Annotated in this window: 15 protein-coding genes and 1 pseudogene; 11 read left to right on the top strand and 5 right to left on the bottom strand. The window is 62.5% G+C overall.

What is annotated here, in order from left to right; translation table 11 throughout:
- The first annotated feature begins 72 nt into the window (after positions 1 to 72).
- The 7 genes from GOEFS_RS17825 to GOEFS_RS17795 all read left to right on the top strand — a co-directional run bounded on the left by GOEFS_RS17825 (position 73) and on the right by GOEFS_RS17795 (position 5,435).
- Positions 73 to 1,002, top strand: coding sequence for a metal ABC transporter substrate-binding protein (locus GOEFS_RS17825; RefSeq protein ID WP_007319340.1), 930 nt, complete (start codon positions 73 to 75; stop codon positions 1,000 to 1,002).
- Entirely contained in the window at positions 1,002 to 1,745 is a 744-nt protein-coding gene (locus GOEFS_RS17820; protein WP_007319339.1) for a metal ABC transporter ATP-binding protein, read from the top strand. The genes GOEFS_RS17825 and GOEFS_RS17820 overlap by 1 nt, the downstream gene beginning before the upstream one ends.
- Positions 1,742 to 2,620 (top strand): metal ABC transporter permease, encoded by an 879-nt coding sequence (locus GOEFS_RS17815; RefSeq protein ID WP_007319338.1) that lies wholly within the window; start codon positions 1,742 to 1,744, stop codon positions 2,618 to 2,620. Before GOEFS_RS17820 ends, GOEFS_RS17815 begins: the two co-directional genes overlap by 4 nt.
- Before the next feature lie 108 nt (positions 2,621 to 2,728).
- Positions 2,729 to 3,190 carry a PNPOx family protein gene (locus GOEFS_RS17810; RefSeq protein WP_245549891.1) on the top strand — a complete coding sequence of 154 codons (462 nt, stop codon included), beginning with the start codon at positions 2,729 to 2,731 and terminating at the stop codon, positions 3,188 to 3,190.
- A 12-nt stretch (positions 3,191 to 3,202) separates the two neighbouring features.
- Positions 3,203 to 3,970: a crotonase/enoyl-CoA hydratase family protein gene (locus tag GOEFS_RS17805; RefSeq protein ID WP_007319336.1), complete on the top strand. Its 768-nt coding sequence runs from the start codon at positions 3,203 to 3,205 to the stop codon at positions 3,968 to 3,970.
- Positions 3,971 to 4,162: 192 nt separating this feature from the next.
- The gene (locus GOEFS_RS17800) at positions 4,163 to 4,792 is read left to right on the top strand and encodes a hypothetical protein (RefSeq protein ID WP_007319335.1); all 630 of its coding nucleotides are present in this window, start codon (positions 4,163 to 4,165) and stop codon (positions 4,790 to 4,792) included.
- Positions 4,793 to 4,799: 7 nt separating this feature from the next.
- Positions 4,800 to 5,435, top strand: a complete 636-nt coding sequence (locus tag GOEFS_RS17795) for an RES family NAD+ phosphorylase (RefSeq protein ID WP_007319334.1) — start codon at positions 4,800 to 4,802, stop codon at positions 5,433 to 5,435.
- A 14-nt stretch (positions 5,436 to 5,449) separates the two neighbouring features.
- Here the strand turns inward: GOEFS_RS17795 and GOEFS_RS17790 are convergent, their stop codons facing one another.
- Together GOEFS_RS17790 and GOEFS_RS17785 are read right to left on the bottom strand one after the other, a co-directional pair.
- Positions 5,450 to 7,954 carry a polynucleotide kinase-phosphatase gene (locus GOEFS_RS17790; RefSeq protein WP_007319333.1) on the bottom strand — a complete coding sequence of 835 codons (2,505 nt, stop codon included), beginning with the start codon at positions 7,952 to 7,954 and terminating at the stop codon, positions 5,450 to 5,452.
- Positions 7,947 to 9,347 (bottom strand): 3' terminal RNA ribose 2'-O-methyltransferase Hen1, encoded by a 1,401-nt coding sequence (locus GOEFS_RS17785; protein ID WP_007319332.1) that lies wholly within the window; start codon positions 9,345 to 9,347, stop codon positions 7,947 to 7,949. Before GOEFS_RS17785 ends, GOEFS_RS17790 begins: the two co-directional genes overlap by 8 nt.
- 102 nt (positions 9,348 to 9,449) lie before the next feature.
- On the opposite strand from GOEFS_RS17785, the gene GOEFS_RS17780 reads away from it, so the two are divergent.
- Positions 9,450 to 10,472 carry a hypothetical protein gene (locus GOEFS_RS17780; RefSeq protein ID WP_007319331.1) on the top strand — a complete coding sequence of 341 codons (1,023 nt, stop codon included), beginning with the start codon at positions 9,450 to 9,452 and terminating at the stop codon, positions 10,470 to 10,472.
- A gap of 115 nt (positions 10,473 to 10,587) precedes the next feature.
- On the opposite strand, the gene GOEFS_RS22615 is transcribed toward GOEFS_RS17780, so the two are convergent.
- The 3 genes from GOEFS_RS22615 to acnA form a co-directional block, all read right to left on the bottom strand.
- On the bottom strand, positions 10,588 to 10,920 hold the full coding sequence (locus GOEFS_RS22615; RefSeq protein ID WP_007319330.1) for a hypothetical protein: 333 nt from the start codon (positions 10,918 to 10,920) through the stop codon (positions 10,588 to 10,590).
- A 133-nt stretch (positions 10,921 to 11,053) separates the two neighbouring features.
- A complete protein-coding gene (locus GOEFS_RS17770; RefSeq protein WP_007319329.1) occupies positions 11,054 to 11,623 on the bottom strand; it encodes a TetR/AcrR family transcriptional regulator in 570 nt (189 codons plus the stop codon).
- A 32-nt stretch (positions 11,624 to 11,655) separates the two neighbouring features.
- On the bottom strand, positions 11,656 to 14,457 hold the full coding sequence (gene acnA / locus GOEFS_RS17765) for an aconitate hydratase AcnA (RefSeq protein WP_170323192.1): 2,802 nt from the start codon (positions 14,455 to 14,457) through the stop codon (positions 11,656 to 11,658).
- 340 nt (positions 14,458 to 14,797) lie between these two features.
- Between acnA and GOEFS_RS17760 the strand changes: the two genes are divergently transcribed.
- The 3 genes and pseudogenes from GOEFS_RS17760 to GOEFS_RS17750 all read left to right on the top strand — a co-directional run.
- Positions 14,798 to 15,514, top strand: a complete 717-nt coding sequence (locus tag GOEFS_RS17760; RefSeq protein WP_007319327.1) for an Rv1476 family membrane protein — start codon at positions 14,798 to 14,800, stop codon at positions 15,512 to 15,514.
- A 260-nt stretch (positions 15,515 to 15,774) separates the two neighbouring features.
- Entirely contained in the window at positions 15,775 to 17,268 is a 1,494-nt protein-coding gene (locus GOEFS_RS17755; RefSeq protein WP_007319326.1) for an NlpC/P60 family protein, read from the top strand.
- Between the two features lie 197 nt (positions 17,269 to 17,465).
- Positions 17,466 to 17,665: pseudogene (locus GOEFS_RS17750) on the top strand (AAA family ATPase); the annotation flags it as partial.

The raw sequence follows: 17,665 nt of genomic DNA, 5'->3' as shown, positions 1-17,665 counted from the left end.
CCGGACTCCGCGGACCAGCCAGTTCGCACCACCGATTGGACAAGTTCGGTTCACCGAAACTATTGTGTCGACATGCCACAACCTAAGTCGCGATTGCGTATTTTCGCGCTCGTTTCCGTCGTAGCGGCTATCGGAGCGCTCGTCGGCGGATGTTCGGTGCCCGGTGGCGACGACGACGGCAGGCCGGTCGTGCTCACCACCTTCACGGTCCTATCGGATATTGCCTCGAACATCGCCGGCGATCGATTGCGCGTCGAGTCAATCACCAAGCCGGGCGCGGAGATTCACGGATACGAGCCGACCCCCGGTGATATTCGCCGTGCGTCGACGGCGTCCCTGATCGTCGACAACGGCTTGAACCTGGAAGCCTGGTTCGCGCAGTTCGTGGAAGGCCTCGATGTGCCCCATGCTGTTGTCAGCAATGGTGTGACACCAATCGACATCACGTCGGACGCATACGCGGGCAAACCGAACCCGCACTCGTGGATGAGTCCGCTCAATGTCGAGATCTACGTCGACAATCTGGTGACGGCGTTCACCGACCTTGACCCCGACGGTGCAGTGACATTCACCTCCAACGCCGCCGCATATAAAGCGAAACTTCAAGGCGTGCAACGAGAATTGGTCGTCGCACTCAAATCGCTACCGGTGAACGAGCGCGCGCTAGTGACTTGTGAAGGCGCCTTCTCATACCTCGCCCGCGACGCCGGCCTCACTGAGCGCTATATCTGGCCGGTCAACGCCGAACAGCAGGCAACGCCACAGCAGGTCGCCTCGACGATCGACTTCGTCAAAGCGAACAAAGTGCCGGCAGTATTTTGCGAATCGACCGTCTCGGCCGCGCCTATGAAGCAGGTCGTGTCCGCGACCGGAGCCCGGTTCGGCGGCGTCCTCTACGTGGATTCACTGTCGGAAGCGGACGGGCCGGTGCCAACCTATTTGGACCTCATCCGCCACGATGCGAAAACCATTGTCGCGGGCCTGACCGGAAAGGCCGCCTGATGAACGCGATTGTCGTGGACGACGTCACAGTCCACTACGACACCGTTCCAGCTCTCGAAGGTGCGTCGTTCACGCTGGCGTCCGGGACGGTGTGCGGCTTGGTCGGTATGAACGGCTCGGGCAAATCGACGCTGTTCAAGACCATTATCGGGATGATTTCTCCGGACCGTGGACTGGTGACGATCAACGGTGGGACGCCGGCGGCGGCGCGCAAGGCCGCGACCGTGGGATACGTTCCGCAATCCGAAGATATCGATTGGGCTTTCCCGCTGACCGTTCGTGACGTAGTGATGACTGGCCGATACGGACAACTCGGGTTCACCCGACGGCCCCGTCGGGCAGACCAGGCTGCGGTTGACGAAGCGTTGGAACGAGTCGAACTCGTCGACTATCAACACCGGCAGATCGGTCAGCTCTCGGGAGGACAGCGCAAACGTGCCTTCGTGGCTCGCGGCATCGCTCAGAACGCATCGATTATGTTGCTCGACGAGCCGTTCGCCGGCGTCGACAAGCGGACTGAAGCCACCATCACCACCTTGCTGCGGGAACTTGCGGCCGCTGGCGCGACCATCTTGGTCTCCACCCACGACCTGCACGCCCTGCCAAAACTCGCGGATGAGGCGATTCTGCTTATGCGCCGGGTTCTCGCACAGGGACACCCGGACGAAATCCTGACGCCGGAGAACTTGGTTCGAGCATTCGGCCTCGATCCGCTCGACCGCCCAGCGGAGGCAACCTCGTGAATTTCCTCGATCTGCTCGCGGACCCGTTCGCCTACCCCTTCATGTCGCGCGCATTGGTGGCGACGCTGGTCGCGTCGGTGGTTTGCGCGTTGCTTTCGTGCTGGCTGGTGTTGATCGGATGGTCCCTGATGGGCGATGCGGTCTCGCACGCCGTGTTGCCGGGTGTAGTGCTCGCCTATATCTTCGGTGCTCCATTCGCTTTGGGCGCAATCGTTTTCGGGTTTCTCGCCGTCGGGCTGATCGGCGCGGTCCGGGACCGTGGGCGGATCAAAGAAGACGCGGCCATCGGCATCGTCTTCACCACGTTGTTCGCGCTCGGGTTGGTGCTGATCTCGGTGACGCCGAGCCAAACCGACCTCAATCACATCATCTTCGGCAATCTGCTCGGTGTCTCGACGTCGGATTTGGTTCAGATCGCGGCACTTGGCGCGATCGTGGCAGGGGTGTTGCTGGTCAAACGCCGCGATTTCACCCTGTACGCATTCGATCCGACTCACGCATTCGCGATCGGTCTCAACCCGCGAATGTTGGGTGCGATGCTCCTCGGCCTGTTGGCACTGACCGCGGTCACCGCGCTGCAGGTGGTTGGCATCGTGCTCGTCGTCGCGATGCTCATTATCCCCGGAGCAACCGCCTATCTGCTGACCGATCGCTTCGGTCGGATGCTGATCATCGCGCCGGTGACGTCGGCACTTGCCGGCGTCGTGGGACTGTATGTCGCGTACTACCAAGACACGTCACCCGGTGGGATGGTCGTGCTGATCCAGGGGATTTTGTTCGCGCTCGTCTACGTGTTCAGCCCAAAGTACGGGGTCGTGACCGGGCGAAAGCGAAGGCAGGCAAGGGACCTGCCTGCCGCGGTACCAGCGAGCTAGCCGCGTCCCCTCCCAAAATTCTGGACATTATCCATCCGCCAGGGGCAACTTGCCCCGACTCGGACCGTAGTCTCCAGATTTTTGGAAGGCGCCCGCTACGGTGAATCTATGTCTCAACCGGGTCCTGCCACGACGATGCGGTTTCAGGGTGTGGCCAACGCACTCGTACGAACACTGCTGAGAACACCTGTGCTGTCGCGCTTCGCGGGCCGAAAGCTTGTGACACTGTTCGTAATTGGCCGCAAGTCGGGCAAGACCTATGCGATCCCGGTCGCATACACGCCTTATGAAGGTGGCCTGCTCGTTGCTACGCCGTTCGCCTGGGGCAAGAACCTGCGTACCGGCGAGCCTATCGAAGTTCAGTTCCGGGGCAAACGGAAAATCGCCGACGTACAGGTCATCGACGATCATCCGGGTGTTGCCCAGATGTATGGCGTAATCGCCAGGGACAATAAGCAATTCGCCAGCTTCAATGGAATCGGCTACACGCCCGCGGGAGATCCGGACCAACGCGATCTCAACCGCATCGCAGCTCAGGGCGCTCGCGCGTTCCTGTTCACTCCCCACTGAGAGTTACTGACTATGAACGATATTCGTGTCGAACATGACGGCGGCGTCACCGTGATCGTGATGAATCGCCCTGAGCGGCATAACGCTGTCGATGGACCGATGGCCGCCGAGTTGGTAAGTGCCTTCCGGGAATTCGAGCATTCCGACGCCAAGGTGGCTGTGCTTGCCGGGGACGGACCGTCGTTCTGCGCGGGCGCGAACCTCAAAGCGGTAGGTACCGACGATGGCAACAAATTAAATCTGGAAGGCGACGGTCCGATGGGGCCCACGCGGATGAACTTATCCAAGCCGGTCGTCGCCGCGATCAATGGGCACGCAGTCGCAGGTGGACTCGAACTTGCGATCTGGTGCGATATGCGGGTGGCCGACGATGACGCGATCCTTGGCGTCTTCTGCCGCCGCTGGGGCGTACCGCTGATCGATGGTGGCACCGTCCGCCTACCTCGCCTCATCGGGCACAGTCGCGCAATGGATCTCATCTTGACCGGCCGCCCGGTTGATGCGGCTGAAGCGTTGTCGTTCGGGTTGGTGAACCGAGTGGTGCCCAGTGGCACCGTCCGCGCGGCCGCAGTTGCCCTCGCTCACGACATCGCCCGTATGCCGCAGACGTGTATGCGCAACGATCGCCGGTCGGCTCGCGACCAGTGGGGGGACGACGAGGAGTCCGCGCTGCGCCGTGAGTTCGCGATCGGGATGAGTTCGTTGATGGCTGATGGCGTCGGGGGAGCAGCGCGATTCGCAGCTGGCAAGGGGCGCGGCGGTTCCTTCGATGACATCTAGTCCACGTATGCGAGATCGACGGTGAAATCTCGTCCCTCTCAGCGGACTCGGAGGGCATATTGCCCTTCGATGACACCCACGGGGACGAGAATTCGTAGGTGGCGGCCAAACGTATCTCCACGTTGTACTCGACCGGTCTACTTGTGTGCGCTAACATGTATTTATATATGTAAGTAGGCGTAAGGAGGGTCGATGACTTCCGCGGAGTCGCTTGATGCGCGTGCCCAGTTCCGATCTGGTGCCATTAGTTTCGAAGATGCTCTCGGTCGGCTGTCGCGGTTTCCGCTGACGCGTGAGCAGCTCGCTGACGTGCTCGACAATCTTTCTGATGACAATTCACCATCGCCCGCGGCGCTCTCGGAAGCCGACGCCGCGGCACTTGACTCCGCGGGCTTCGTCGAGCGACCGGGTGCCCTGACGACAGCGTCGGTTGCTCGTGACATCCAAATGCAACAGCTGGTCGCCGAATCGCTGACTGTCAACGACGCCGCGGACCGGGCGGGTGTGAGCACCGCGCGGATTCGTCAGCGGCTCGCAGCGCGAACGTTGTGGGCGTACAAGTGGGGGACTCGGCGCCTACTTATTCCCGCCCAGTTCACCGACGACGGTGTGATACCCGGTATCGAGGCGGTGGTAGCCCGGGTGCGGCCGGACGCGCATCCCCTCGAGGTGCAGTCTTTGCTCACGCTGCCGCAACCTACCCTCGCTGTCGACGGCGAGCCCGCGTCGATCGTCGCCTGGTTGTTGTCGGGACCGCGCTCGGCCGACGAGATCGAACGGGCTACCGACATTGTTGACGCCGCGTCGTGGGGAGCGGTGTAAGTCGTCAATGCTGCCCCCGCCGCCGTCTGTCGCCGAGCTGAAGCACGTTGGTGTCCGGTCGAAAGAAGTGATGACGTGGAAGACGCGATCACCGCTGTGGCGCGTGCATGCGACGACCGGCACCCACGTTCTGCCGTGGAATGCTCACCGCACGTGGGGACCGGTACTTCGCTTCGACCAACATCCGCTGCCCGTGGGAGAGCACCCGAAATGCGGAATCTGGTACGGCGCAGCCGATCCGCGCGGCGCGCTGGCAGAAGTATTCCAGGAAACTCGTGTCATCGACCGATATGCCGACGCCAAATACCTGACCGGCTTGCGGTTCACCCGGCCGTTGCGGCTGCTCGACGTCGCGGGTGTGGCCGGCGGTGTATGGATCACCCGTGCGGGCGGGACGCACGCCCTCGATTCCGCGCCGCATCGTCGATCGCAGGAGTGGTCGCGGGCCATCTATTCCGCATTCGACGACATCGACGGCATCGCGTATCGCGGACGATTCGCGGGCTCCACCTGTTTGGCGCTGTTTGAGCGGACGGCTGACGCCTTTCCGGCGAATCCCTTTCTGTCGCTGCCGCTTTCGCATCCTGGGCTGGAAGGCCGGATCGCAACCGCTGCCATGGACCTGGGATATCGCTTTCTGTGAACACTGAGCTGTGGTCACAGCCGCGGGTCGACCCCTTCGGATTCCATCGCCAGTACCGCGAACACCATCTGATGTACCCGCCACAGCGGCTCGCCCGCGACAAATCTGGTCAACGCTTCGATGCCGAGGCCGTGCTCGCGGGTCGCCAAGTGGCGCTTGTGGCCCAGCTGCCGCTTACGTAGCGACGCCAGGTCATCGACGTAGTCGGGGCCGTAGATGATCCGAAGATATTCCCGTCCGCGAACCTTCAGCCCCGGCTGTGCCTTGCGAGAAGCCGACACCGGTTTCACGACCATGCCTTCACCGCCGCGCGCGGTGAGATCGAGCCACCACTGTGTCGCGTCGTCGCATGCGCGCTCATCACGGACGTCGACATACCGGTGCCGAGTTGTCGTGATCAATGGATCAGTCAGCCGCCCAATGGTTTCCATATGCCACCGATGATCCCTGGTCACCGCGAACGCATTGTCGTGCGCCGCGAGTAGCTGGAACGGCGCGAATGTCACCCCGTCGAGGCCGGACGTCGGGCGGACGTAACGCGCATACGCCTCCCGATATGCCGCGGCGTTGGCCGCACGGCGTGCTGTACGTTCGCGCATATCTTCGACGTCGAGCCCGCGTTCTGATGCAGTCGCTAGCACGGCGCCCAACGCGGCTAGCGACGTCTCCGCGGCCGCGCCGACCGAGGCGTACTGCTCGCGAATGAGTGGCAACGCCTTCGCCGACCACGGCAGCAATTCGCCGTCGAGCGCCAGCCAGTCTGTATCGAACGCATCGTAGAGTTCGCTCACCGCGTCGCGCAGCGCGGCGACGAGCGGTGTCGATTCGTCGAAAAACGATCGGCCGGTCCGCGTGTAGACAACACCTGACGTGCCGTCGGCTATCCCAAATCGCCGCTCAGCGACGCTGGCGTCGCGGGCGAGCACCGCGACCGCTCGCGAACCCATGTGCTTCTCTTCACATACCACTTCGTTGACGCCCCAGTCGCGGTACGCGGCGAAGGCTTCGGCGGGATGTTCTAAGAAGCCGTCGTGAGCCGACGCCGCGACCGGCGACATCGTCGGCGGCAGATAGATCAACCATCGAGGATCGACAGCGAAGCGACTCATTACTTCCAGCGCGGCGGCGGCGTTCTCGGCTGGGATCTTCACTCGGCCCGCATACTCCGTGTCGAGCCAGCGGGTGCCGGTCACGTCGTCGATGCGCAGCGTCGACGGCTCGCGTTCGTCGACGGATGCGAGGGGTCGGGCAGGCTCATACCAGACCTTTTCCGCTGGGACACTGACGATTTCGCGGCTGGGATACCGAAGTGCCGTCAACGCGCCCCCGAATACCGCCCCGGTATCGAGGCAGATGGTGTTGTTGACCCATTCCGGCTTAGGCGTCGGTGTGTGGCCGTAGGCCACCATCGCGTCACCGCGGTATTCACGAGCCCACGGATAGCGAATCGGCAGACCGAACTCGTCGGTTTCGCCGGTAGTGTCACCGTAGAGCGCGAATGCGCGCACCCGCCCCGACGACCGCCCGTGATAGGCCTCCTTCAAGCCCGCGTGGGCGACGACGAGTCGCCCGCCATCGAGGACGAAGTGGCTGACCAAGCCGGTCATGAAAGTCGCAGCGGCGGAACGAAATTCGTCGTCGGTCTCAGCGAGCTGCGCGAGGGATTCGGCCAGGCCGTGCCGCGGCTTCACCTTGGCACCGCTCATTGCCCGCACCAGCTTGGCCTCGTGATTGCCGCTGACACATAGCGCGTGCCCAGCGTCGATCATGCCCATCACCAGTCGCAGTACGCCGGGAGTATCCGGTCCACGGTCAACGAGATCTCCGACGAAGACCGCCGTGCGTCCCTCGGGGTGGGCCGCGCCGATCGGGCGTCCCTCGCGGTCAAGTTCGAGCCGCCACCCGAGTTCGACTAGCAGAGAACGCAATTCGCTGAGGCAGCCGTGGACGTCGCCGATGATGTCGAACGGTCCGGTATCGCCGCGCCGATCATTCCAGGACGGCTCGCGCACGATCTGTGCCGAGTCGATCTGGTCGACCCCATCGAGGACATGGACCCGGCGGAATCCCTCTTTACGCATGCCGCGCATAGACTTCTTCAACTGGCCGCGCTGGCGGCCGATGACGTGGTCGCCGAAGGTGCGGTCGCCTCGCGCCCGATTACGTTGGACCGCAATACTTTCAGGCACGTCGAGAACGATCGCGTCGACCAGCACATCGTTATCCTTGGCGAGCTTGATCAGTGCTTTGCGCGCAGCGGGCTGCACGCTGGTGGCGTCCACAACAGTCAGCAGCCCACGACGCAACCGCACCCCGACGATATAGTTCAGTACGTCGAACGCGTCGGGTGTCGCGTTCTGATCATTCTCGTCGTCGGCGATCAGTCCGCGGCAGAAGTCGCTGGAGATGGTCTCGGTCGGTGCGAAGTGCCGCTGAGCGAAAGTCGACTTCCCGCTACCCGAAACACCCACCAGCACAATAAGTCCCATTGCCGGGACGCGAAGTGTTATCTCAGACACGGGTCAACACCGCCATCTGAGTCGGGGTGCCGTAGGTGTCGTCGACGTCGCCGATGCCTTCGAACCGCACGTCGTAGCCGTGCTGGTGCGCGATCCGCTCACCCCAGGCACGAAACTCGGCACGCGTCCATTCGAAGCGGTGATCGGGGTGCCGCATGCCAGACAGTCCTTCGTAGTTGACGTTGTATTCGGAATTGGGTGTGGTGACGATGACCGAACCGGGCCGAGCCCCCGTGAACACCACCTGCTCGAGTGCGGTGAGCCGCGGCGGATCGACGTGTTCGATGACTTCCATGAGAACCGCGACGTCGTAACCACGCAGGCGGGGATCCTCATAGGTCAGTGCCCCTTGGATAAGGGAGATACGTCGAAGCGTGCGGTCGTCGGCATCGTCGAGGTGTAGCCGGCGCGCGGCGATCTCCAACGAACGCGAGGAGACGTCGAGTCCGGTGATGCGAGTCAGGCTTCGGTTGTGGACCAGATCGGCGATCAGTTGCCCAGGGCCGCAACCCAAGTCGAGCACCGACTGCGCGTTGAGCCTGGCGATGGCGGTGCCGACCGCTTCTCGACGTCGGGCGTTGAGCGGCATCCGGGCCAGCGCGGTCGCCTCATCGAGTTGCTCGTCATTCGTCGCCTGGAAGGTGCCCGCAGTCTCGTCGCCGAGTTCAGCTAGTCGTTCTAACGCGGCGTGTACCAGGGAACCACGGCGGCCGAGATAGCGCTGGGTGATGAGGCGGTACTCAGGGTGCTCGGCCAGCCACCCGGTGCCGGCACGAATCAGCTTGTCCACCTCAACGTCGTCCTGCCAGTAGTGTTTTGACTCGTCGAGGGTGGGGAGCAGTACGTAGATTTGGCTGAGTGCGGTGGCCAGGCGCAGGGTGCCGCTGAGCCGGAGAGTGACGTATCGGGAGTCTCCCCAGTCGGGAAAGTCATCGTTGAGGGCAATGGGGGTGACGTCGACGCGCCAGCCAAGTGGCTCGAAGATCCGCCGTGCGATATCAGGTCCACCGTGGCAAGGCAGGACCGGGACGTTGATTTCCAACGGGATTGGTGTCTTAGCGAGTTCCGGTCGACTCTTGCATGTGCCTGCGCGGGCGGTGTTGAACACCTTGCCCAGCGCGACGCTCAACAATGATGAAGCGGCATAGGGACGGTCATTGACGTAGTGGGCCAGCGAGCGGTCCTGTCCGCGCCGGCCGAGGGTACGCGCCAGGCGGACTGGATCGACGTCAAGGAAAAGTGCTGCGGTGCAACGTTCTTCGCTTGCCTCGGGATAGAACACCGTCGTAGTGCCGACGGAGTCGGTGAACGTCTGCACGCGGTCGGGATGCTTGTGCAGCAGGTAGCCGAGATCGGTGGCAGGCTGGTGGGTCGTCGAGACGGTGAAAAGCACTCGTCGTATTCTTCCTGTTCGCAGGCGGAAATGTCACCTGATTTCTGCCAGTGTCGTGGCTATCCGGTGTGGGGTCGTTCGACGATATGACACCCTTGGGTCATGGCAGAGAGCACCGATGGAACAGACCGTGTCGCCGAACTCGCGACCCGACTGCTTGACGCTCAGGTGGCATTCGCAAAGGAGCAGGTGCTGTCGTCGGGCGCGTTAGCCGCGTTGGTGACCGATGAGGTCGACCATTTTCTGGAGTTGACCGGCGAGTTGACTCTTGCCGAGGCAGTTACCGACCGACAGATCAAAGACGTCGCGCATAAATACGCGGTGCAACTTCCCGTCGAGGGAGCGATCCCGGAACTCGTGGGGGAGATCGCCGCACGTATCTACCGGCATCGGGCGAATGATGAGACACCGCTCGATGAGGTGGTCGATGGTCGGCATTTCGACGAGTTGCTGACCGGTGCCGCCGAACTTCAAGTGACACAACGATTGATCCGCCTGGTGCTCGACAGTCCGATCACCGTCGATGCCTGCGTCGAGGTTGTGCAACGTGCGGTGGTGTCGTCGGTGCGAGAGTCGGCCCACGACGAACGAAGTCGACGTCGTATCGCCGATGTCGTGCGTTCCCGCATTGCCCGCATGGCCGAGCCGGCGCTCCCAGTTATCGAGTCCGGTGTCGATCGAGTGGCCCGGACCGGAGCGCGATTTGTGTTGCGCGGCAATAGGGATACCACCGACGAGGCGCTGCTGGAGTCAGCCCGTGAGCTGTGGCGTAAGCGCAGCGGCGACGCGGTAGGAGCGTATCGGGATCTGGTCACCGAGTCTGATCTGGAAGATGTCGTCGTTTTGGCCTTCGAATTCTGGCGTACCTTCCGCGATACCGACTACTTCCGGGCGATGCTTGACGAGGGCATCGCGCATGTCTTCGACAAATATGGAACTACTCCGCTGGCAGAACTGTTGGCAGAGTTGGGAATTGGGCGTGACGATCTCGTCGAAGAGGGACTGCGATTCGCGCCGTCGGTGCTGGCGACGCTCGATGAGCGCGGCTACCTGGATGAACTATTGCGGCGTCGACTCGCGCCGTTCTACTCATCGACGTTGTTCCGCGATGCCGTCGCGGACTAGCCGAATCCCAGAATTCTGGACATAGAGGTCCGGCCTGGGGCAATCTGCCCCCGGCAGTGGACCTGTGTCCAGAATTTTGGGCAGCCGACGTCGCGGGATCGTCGCGACGTGCTGGCTAGGGGCTGGTGCGCCAGCGACCGCTAGCACAGACGAGCGCCTTGCCCTTGCGCGTGACGGCCACCGAATACTTGCCTGTGCACGGCTGTCCGGCACTTCGTCGAACTGGGTCGGCTTTGGCCACCCGGACCCACTTGTAGGCGCCCGAGCCGAGATGAGCGCACACGGTCGGGGTGCCGGCTTTGGTGTGGCGGTAATTGTTGGCCTCCGCACCCGAGCATTTGCTGCCGATGCGCGGCGTGCTGGCGTCAGCGGTGACCGGGACCGCGGTCAGGAGTCCGGCCGCGATGGCTGTGGACGCGAATAGTGTTGCGGTAGCTCGTTTTATCACGTGGTGGATAGTACTCGTATTGGACGCCGATCGATTCCGCGACGCTCACGCAAACCCCACCTCATCGGACATACCCAACTCGATTTCGAGTTGGGTATGTCCGGCCGAGTTGGGTTTGCGAAGTGGGGCTGGCCTATGTCCGGTCCGACCGCACCGAGGCCTCCACCAGATCCAGCACGGCGTCGAGATTCGCGGTCGACTGCCCCATCGCCAATCGGGTGATCAATCCATCGAGAACAAGGTCGAGATACTTGACCAGAACCTCGGTCGGAATGTCGTCGCGCAGGCGTCCGGCAGTGCGTTGGCGTTCCAGACGCGCCAGCGTCGCCGAATCCAATTCCGCTGCACGAGCGACCCATTCATCACGAAATGAGACGTCCGTACGGATCTTTCGCGCGATCTCCAGGCGTGTCCCGAGCCAGTCGAAATCCTCCGGACGCGCGAGCATATTGCGCATGACCTGAACAAGGCCCTCTTCGGCTGCGACGTCGGCCATACGTTGCGCATCCTCGTGCGCGAGGGCGAGAAAGAGTGCTTCCTTGTCGCGGAAATGATGGAAGATGGCGCCGCGCGAGAGGTTGGTCGCCTCTTCCAGGCGTTTGACGGTGGCACCGTCGTAGCCGAACTCCGCGAAACAATGCCGCGCGCCGTCGAGGATTTGACGACGACGCGCGGCAAGGTGGTCCTCAGAGACCTTGGGCAACGTTCATATCTCCCGTCGCTCGTAGCCTCTGACTAGCTCTTCAGCATATTCCGCAGCACGTACTGCAGGATTCCGCCGTTGCGGTAGTAGTCGGCTTCACCGGGGGTGTCGATGCGGACCTTGGCGTCGAACTCGACAACCGAGCCGTCTTCCTTGGTCGCCGTGACGTGCACGGTCTCCGGGATGGTTCCGTTGTTGAGTTCCTCGATACCGGTGATGTCGAAGGTCTCGGTACCGGTCAGCTTGAGCGAATCAGCGCTCTCGCCTTCGGGGAACTGCAGCGGGACCACACCCATGCCGATCAGGTTGGACCGGTGGATGCGCTCGAAAGACTCGGTGATGACTGCCTTGACGCCCAGCAGAACGGTTCCCTTGGCTGCCCAGTCACGTGAACTGCCCGAGCCGTACTCCTTGCCGCCCAGCACGACCAGCGGGATGCCAGCCTTCTGGTAGTTCTGCGATGCGTCGTAAATGAACGACTGCGGCCCGCCCTCTTGGGTGAAGTCACGGGTGTAACCGCCCGACACGTCGTCGAGGAGTTGGTTGCGCAGACGGATATTCGCGAACGTGCCGCGGATCATCACCTCGTGGTTACCGCGACGGCTGCCCAGCGAGTTGTAGTCCTTGCGCGCGACGCCGTGGCTGTCGAGGTACTGCGCCGCCGGGGTGCCCGGCTTGATCGGACCAGCAGGGGAGATGTGGTCGGTGGTGACCGAGTCGCCGAGCTTGGCGAGCACGCGGGCGCCCTTGATATCGGTGACCGGGGTGGTCTCCAGGGTCATACCGTCGAAATACGGCGCCTTGCGCACGTAGGTGGAATCATCGCTCCACTCGAAGGTGTCGCCATCGGGAGTGGACAGGTTTCGCCAGTTCTCATCGCCCTTGAAGACATCGGCGTAGGACTTGCGGAACATGTCCTGGCTGATCGCCGACTTGATTGTGTCGTCGATCTCCTGCGGCGACGGCCAGATGTCCTTGAGGAACACGTCGTTGCCGTCGTTGTCCTTGCCGAGCGAGTCGGTCTCGAAGTCGAAGTCCATCGTGCCGGCGAGCGCGTAAGCGATGACCAGCGGCGGCGACGCCAGGTAGTTCATCTTGACGTCGGGGGAAATACGGCCTTCGAAGTTGCGGTTACCCGACAGCACCGCGGTGACGGTGAGGTCATTGTCGTTGACGGCCTTGCTGATCTCGTCAGGCAGCGGGCCGGTGTTGCCGATACAGGTGGTGCAGCCGTAACCGCCCAGGTAGAAGCCGAGCTTCTCCAGGTACGGCCACAGGCCAGCCTTCTCGTAGTAGTCAGTGACGACCTGTGAACCGGGAGCCATATTGGTCTTGACCCACGGCTTGGAACTCAGGCCTTTCTCCACGGCGTTACGAGCCAGTAGCGCGGCACCGATCATGACCGACGGGTTGGAAGTGTTGGTACACGACGTGATGCCGGCAACCGCGACGGCGCCGTGGTCAAGGATGAACTCGCCGCGCTCACCGGTGACTCGCACGGGCTTGCTCGGACGTCCTTCGGAGCCGTTAGCGGCCGACTGAACCTTGACGGCACCGTCGTCGGCGAAGGACAGCGCTACCGGATCCGATGCCGGGAACGACTCCTCGACGGCTTCGTCGAGCTGAGTATGAGCGGCCGGATGCTGCTCCTCGACGTAGTTGTGGATGTCTTTGCGGAACGCAACCTTGCTCTCCGACAACAGGATTCGGTCCTGCGGACGCTTCGGGCCGGCGATCGACGGAACGACGGTCGACAGGTCGAGTTCGAGGTACTCGGAGAAATGTGGCTCGTTCTCCGGGGCGTGCCACATGCCCTGCTCCTTGGCGTATGCCTCGACCAGCGCGAGCTGTTCGTCGTCGCGGCCGGTCAGGCGCAGGTAGTTGATGGTCTCGCCATCGATCGGGAAGATCGCACAGGTGGAACCGAATTCGGGGCTCATGTTGCCCAGCGTCGCGCGGTTGGCCAGCGGCACCTCGGCGACACCGTTGCCGTAGAACTCGACGAATTTGCCGACGACGCCGTGCTGGCGCAACATGTCGGTGACGGTGAGCACGACGTCGGTCGCGGTCACACCCGGATTGATCTCACCGGTTAGTTTGAAGCCGACGACGCGCGGGATCAGCATGGAGACCGGTTGGCCGAGCATGGCTGCCTCGGCCTCGATGCCACCGACACCCCAGCCCAGAACGCCAAGCCCGTTCTCCATGGTGGTGTGCGAGTCGGTGCCGACGCAGGTGTCGGGATATGCCTGTCCGTTGCGAACCATCACGGTCCGCGCCAAGTATTCGATGTTGACCTGGTGCACGATGCCGGTGCCCGGAGGCACGACCTTGAAGTCGTCGAATGCGCCCTGGCCCCAGCGGAGGAACTGGTAACGCTCCGCGTTGCGCTGGTACTCCAGCTCGACATTGCGCTCGAAGGCGTCGGCGGTACCGAAGACGTCGAGGATGACCGAGTGGTCGATGACCATTTCGGCGGGGGACAGCGGATTCACCTTGTTGGGATCGCCGCCGAGTGCGGTGACGGCCTCACGCATGGTGGCAAGGTCGACGACACAGGGGACGCCGGTGAAGTCCTGCATGATCACGCGAGCGGGGGTGAACTGGATCTCGATGCTCGGATCGGCACTCGGATCCCAGTTGGCGATCGCCTCGATATGTTCCTTGGTGATATTGGCGCCGTCTTCGGTGCGCAGCAGGTTCTCGGCCAAAACCTTCAGCGAATAGGGCAGTTTCTCGGTGCCGGGAACCGCGTTGAGGCGGAAGATCTCGTAGGAATTGTCGCCGACTTCAAGTGTGCCGCGGGCGCCAAATGAATCGTTACTCACGTGTATGCATCTCCTCTTGCCGACGGGCTGGGTGTCGGCGATTTTCTTCTACCGGTACGTGGCCGCAAGGGGCCGACGGGCTGAGTCGGCGGCCTTGATGGTGTTGCATCGAAGACAACTCTTGACGCGACGAGCTCCAGTCTAACAGTACGGGCGTACTGTTACCACCCGTGGGGGTGCGTGTCGCCGGTGGGCTCGCCGGGCGCCGGGAATTCTCTTCTCGGGCCCATTGTGTCGTAATGTGCAGCCATAAGTCTGCCAACAACCGGATCTTTCGTTGGCTGTTAACTTCCGTAACAGGTCATCCGCCGATAACTCGACGGAGTTGCTAGGAGAGGTGTTCTCGATGAGTCCTGAACCCATCGTTGTGGGGCGTGTGGGATCTACGGTGACTCATCTGGCCGAGCCAGAAGATCCGGCGGTGACCACGACGCCAACCGTGCCCGGCGAGGATCCTGCGGCTTCGACGTCGGGCAACAAGCCTGTCGAGGGCATTCCCTACGGCGCCAGCGTCCCGGCCAACGTGAATATCGAGAAGATTCGCAACGACCTGCTGACGACCGGCGTATCCGGCCCCGCTGACCAGGTGCCGCAGCTGAAAGAAGTTGTGGCGCATGCGAAGTCGAAGGGGCACGACATAAAGATCGTGGTGCTCACCGAAAAGCAACCAAAGTTCACCTACTACCGCGACGTCGCCATTGAACTGCAATCGAGCACGGGTGGCAATGTCTTGGTGCTGGGCCCTAATTCGGTTGGTAGTCAGGGCCCCGACTTCTCCCGGGTTGATCAGGAGGAGGCGGCGGCAAATAATCTGACGCTGACCAATCCTCCCCAGGCCGCCCGTCAGATGGTCGACTACCTCGATGGCCCCACCTTGGATTGGACCGCGATCACGCTCGTGCTGATGGCCGTGGTGTTTGTCGGCGCCGTGCTCGCGCGCATCTTCGGTCGTCGCCGCGCACGCGGGGGAGCAGGTGCGGAGACGACGCCCGATACGCCGAGCGATGGCTCGCCGGAGGCTGCCGAGCGTGCCTCCACGGAGACTTCTGTCGACGCCTCCTAGCGTCGTCTCCGCGGTGTCGATGCGCCAACACGCACCTGGCGCATCACTGTTGCAAATTTGAGACCTACCGCCGTCGCGGGCTTTCTCTGCTGTTCACAGCATTGTCGCAGGTAATCACCCTTATGTAATTCTGTTATGGGAGTTTCGGAATGGTCTGAGAGTGACGTACGGTTCTGTTGTCATCTATGGGACTCAAGCGTCGGCTGTGGCCGATGTGGCATAGGTGATTGGAACTGTGCGACGCAAGCAAGGGAGTTTCCGTGAAACGAGCCGACACCCGGGATATCGGCGAAGCAGCCTTCGTCATACCCGCGCGCCGCACGGCCCGCACGTCGTGGGGGCGACGTCTAACTACGATCGCCATGCTGTCCCTTGCCGTTGTCGTCGGTGCCGCGCAGGCCGACGCGGCACCGAAGAAGACCGATCACAACTCGGTCTCTGGGCTGGTCAATCAGATCGCACAGGTCAACCAGAATCTGGCCGACCTCGATCAGAATGTGGCGGTCCGGCAGGAGAACGTCAACCGCGCGCTCGTTGACTATCAAAATGCGATTGCCGCCCAGCGACTGGCGACCATCGCGTCGCGGGGTGCCAAGAAGTCGTTGACTTCGGCGGATGGGGCAGTGGCCGACGCGCAGCGCAAATTCAACACGCTCGCTCGCTCGATTTACCGCAAAGGCGGTAATCCCAGTTCGCTGTCGAGCTATGTCTCCGGCGACGATCCGCAAAAGGTGATGGATCGGGCGACCGTCGGCGATCGTCTCACCCAGCAACAGCAGGCGACTATCCAGAAGCTGCGGATCGCCCGTAATCAGAAGGCGAACCGCGTTGCGGCCGTGGAAGCGGCGCGCCGACAAGCTGTTTCGGCTACGCGCGGTGCGGCGACGAGAAAGTCTGATGCCCTAACGGCGATCTCGCAGGCTCGTCAGGCGGTCTCCGCCGAGCAGGCGCGGCGTAAGCAACTGGTTGCCAACCGCGACGTCGCGCAGCGTCGTCTCAACATTCTTAAGGGTGTGCGATCGACCAAGGTCGACGCACCGGTCATCGCGAAACTTCCGCCGGGCATTCCGGTCGCGGGTGGCAACGATGCCGCTCAGCTTGCCATCGAGGCGGCGGCCAAGTTGGCGCTCGACGTCGGGCAGAAACTCGTCGCGGCACTCGTTGGGCAGCAGCAGTTGCCCCACTCGAAACTGCTCGACGAGCTGGGTATCGGTGGTAGTGACTTGACGAGCACCGGACCGAACGGTTCGCTGTCGAAGCTTGGTTCCGGGTCGCTCGGCAGCCTCTTCGGCAGCTCCGGCGGCGGCGGTCAAGTGCAGCCGGGCCTACGTGGCCCGCAGGCTGTCGAAGTTGTTGTCAACCGTGCGCTGTCGCAGCTCAACCTGCCATACGCGTGGGGTGGTGGCGATGCGAACGGGCCGACGAAGGGTATCCGCGACGGTGGTGTCGCTGACAGCTACGGCGACTACAACAAGATCGGTTTCGACTGCTCGGGATTGATGATCTACGCGTTCGCCGGCATCGGCTACGACCTCCCGCATTACACCGGCTACCAGTACACGTCGGGCCCGCAGGTTCCGCTGGCGCAGATCCAGCGCGGCGACATGATCTTCTACGGGCCTAGCGCCAGCCAGCACGTCGCCCTGTATCTGGGTGACAACAAGATGGTCGAGGCGCCGGAGTCGGGCAGCGTCGTGAAGATCTCGCCGCTGCGCACAGACGGGGCCATGCCGAACGTAGTGAGGCTTTGGTAGTGCAGTCGAATGTAGTGAGGCTTTGGTAGTTGCAGTCGAATGTAGTGAGGCTTTGGTAGTCGTCTGCACCCTGTGAACCTCGTTTGAACACGCGACCGGTGCTCGCACCGACGGTTGCGCGCGGCTAGTGTGGACCCGATCGCGTATTTGTTCCACACGATAGAAAACATGACTTTCGACATCAGGGGAGTAAAGGTTTGACTTCATCGTCTCCGGCCGCGAGCACGAGCACGTCTGCGTCGGGCAGTTCTGCCACGCTCAGTGATGCTGACATCAAGCTTCTGGAGCGTGCGACCTACGAGGTCAAACGCGTTATTGTTGGTCAGGATCAGCTTGTTGAGCGCATCTTGGTCGGCCTGCTCGCACGGGGGCACATCCTGCTCGAAGGTGTCCCCGG

Origin of the sequence: Gordonia effusa NBRC 100432, assembly GCF_000241305.1 — a bacterium.
GTDB classification, from domain to species: domain Bacteria; phylum Actinomycetota; class Actinomycetes; order Mycobacteriales; family Mycobacteriaceae; genus Gordonia; species Gordonia effusa.
Note: the sequence above shows the minus strand (reverse complement) of the source record. Positions and strands in the feature narration are given on the sequence as shown.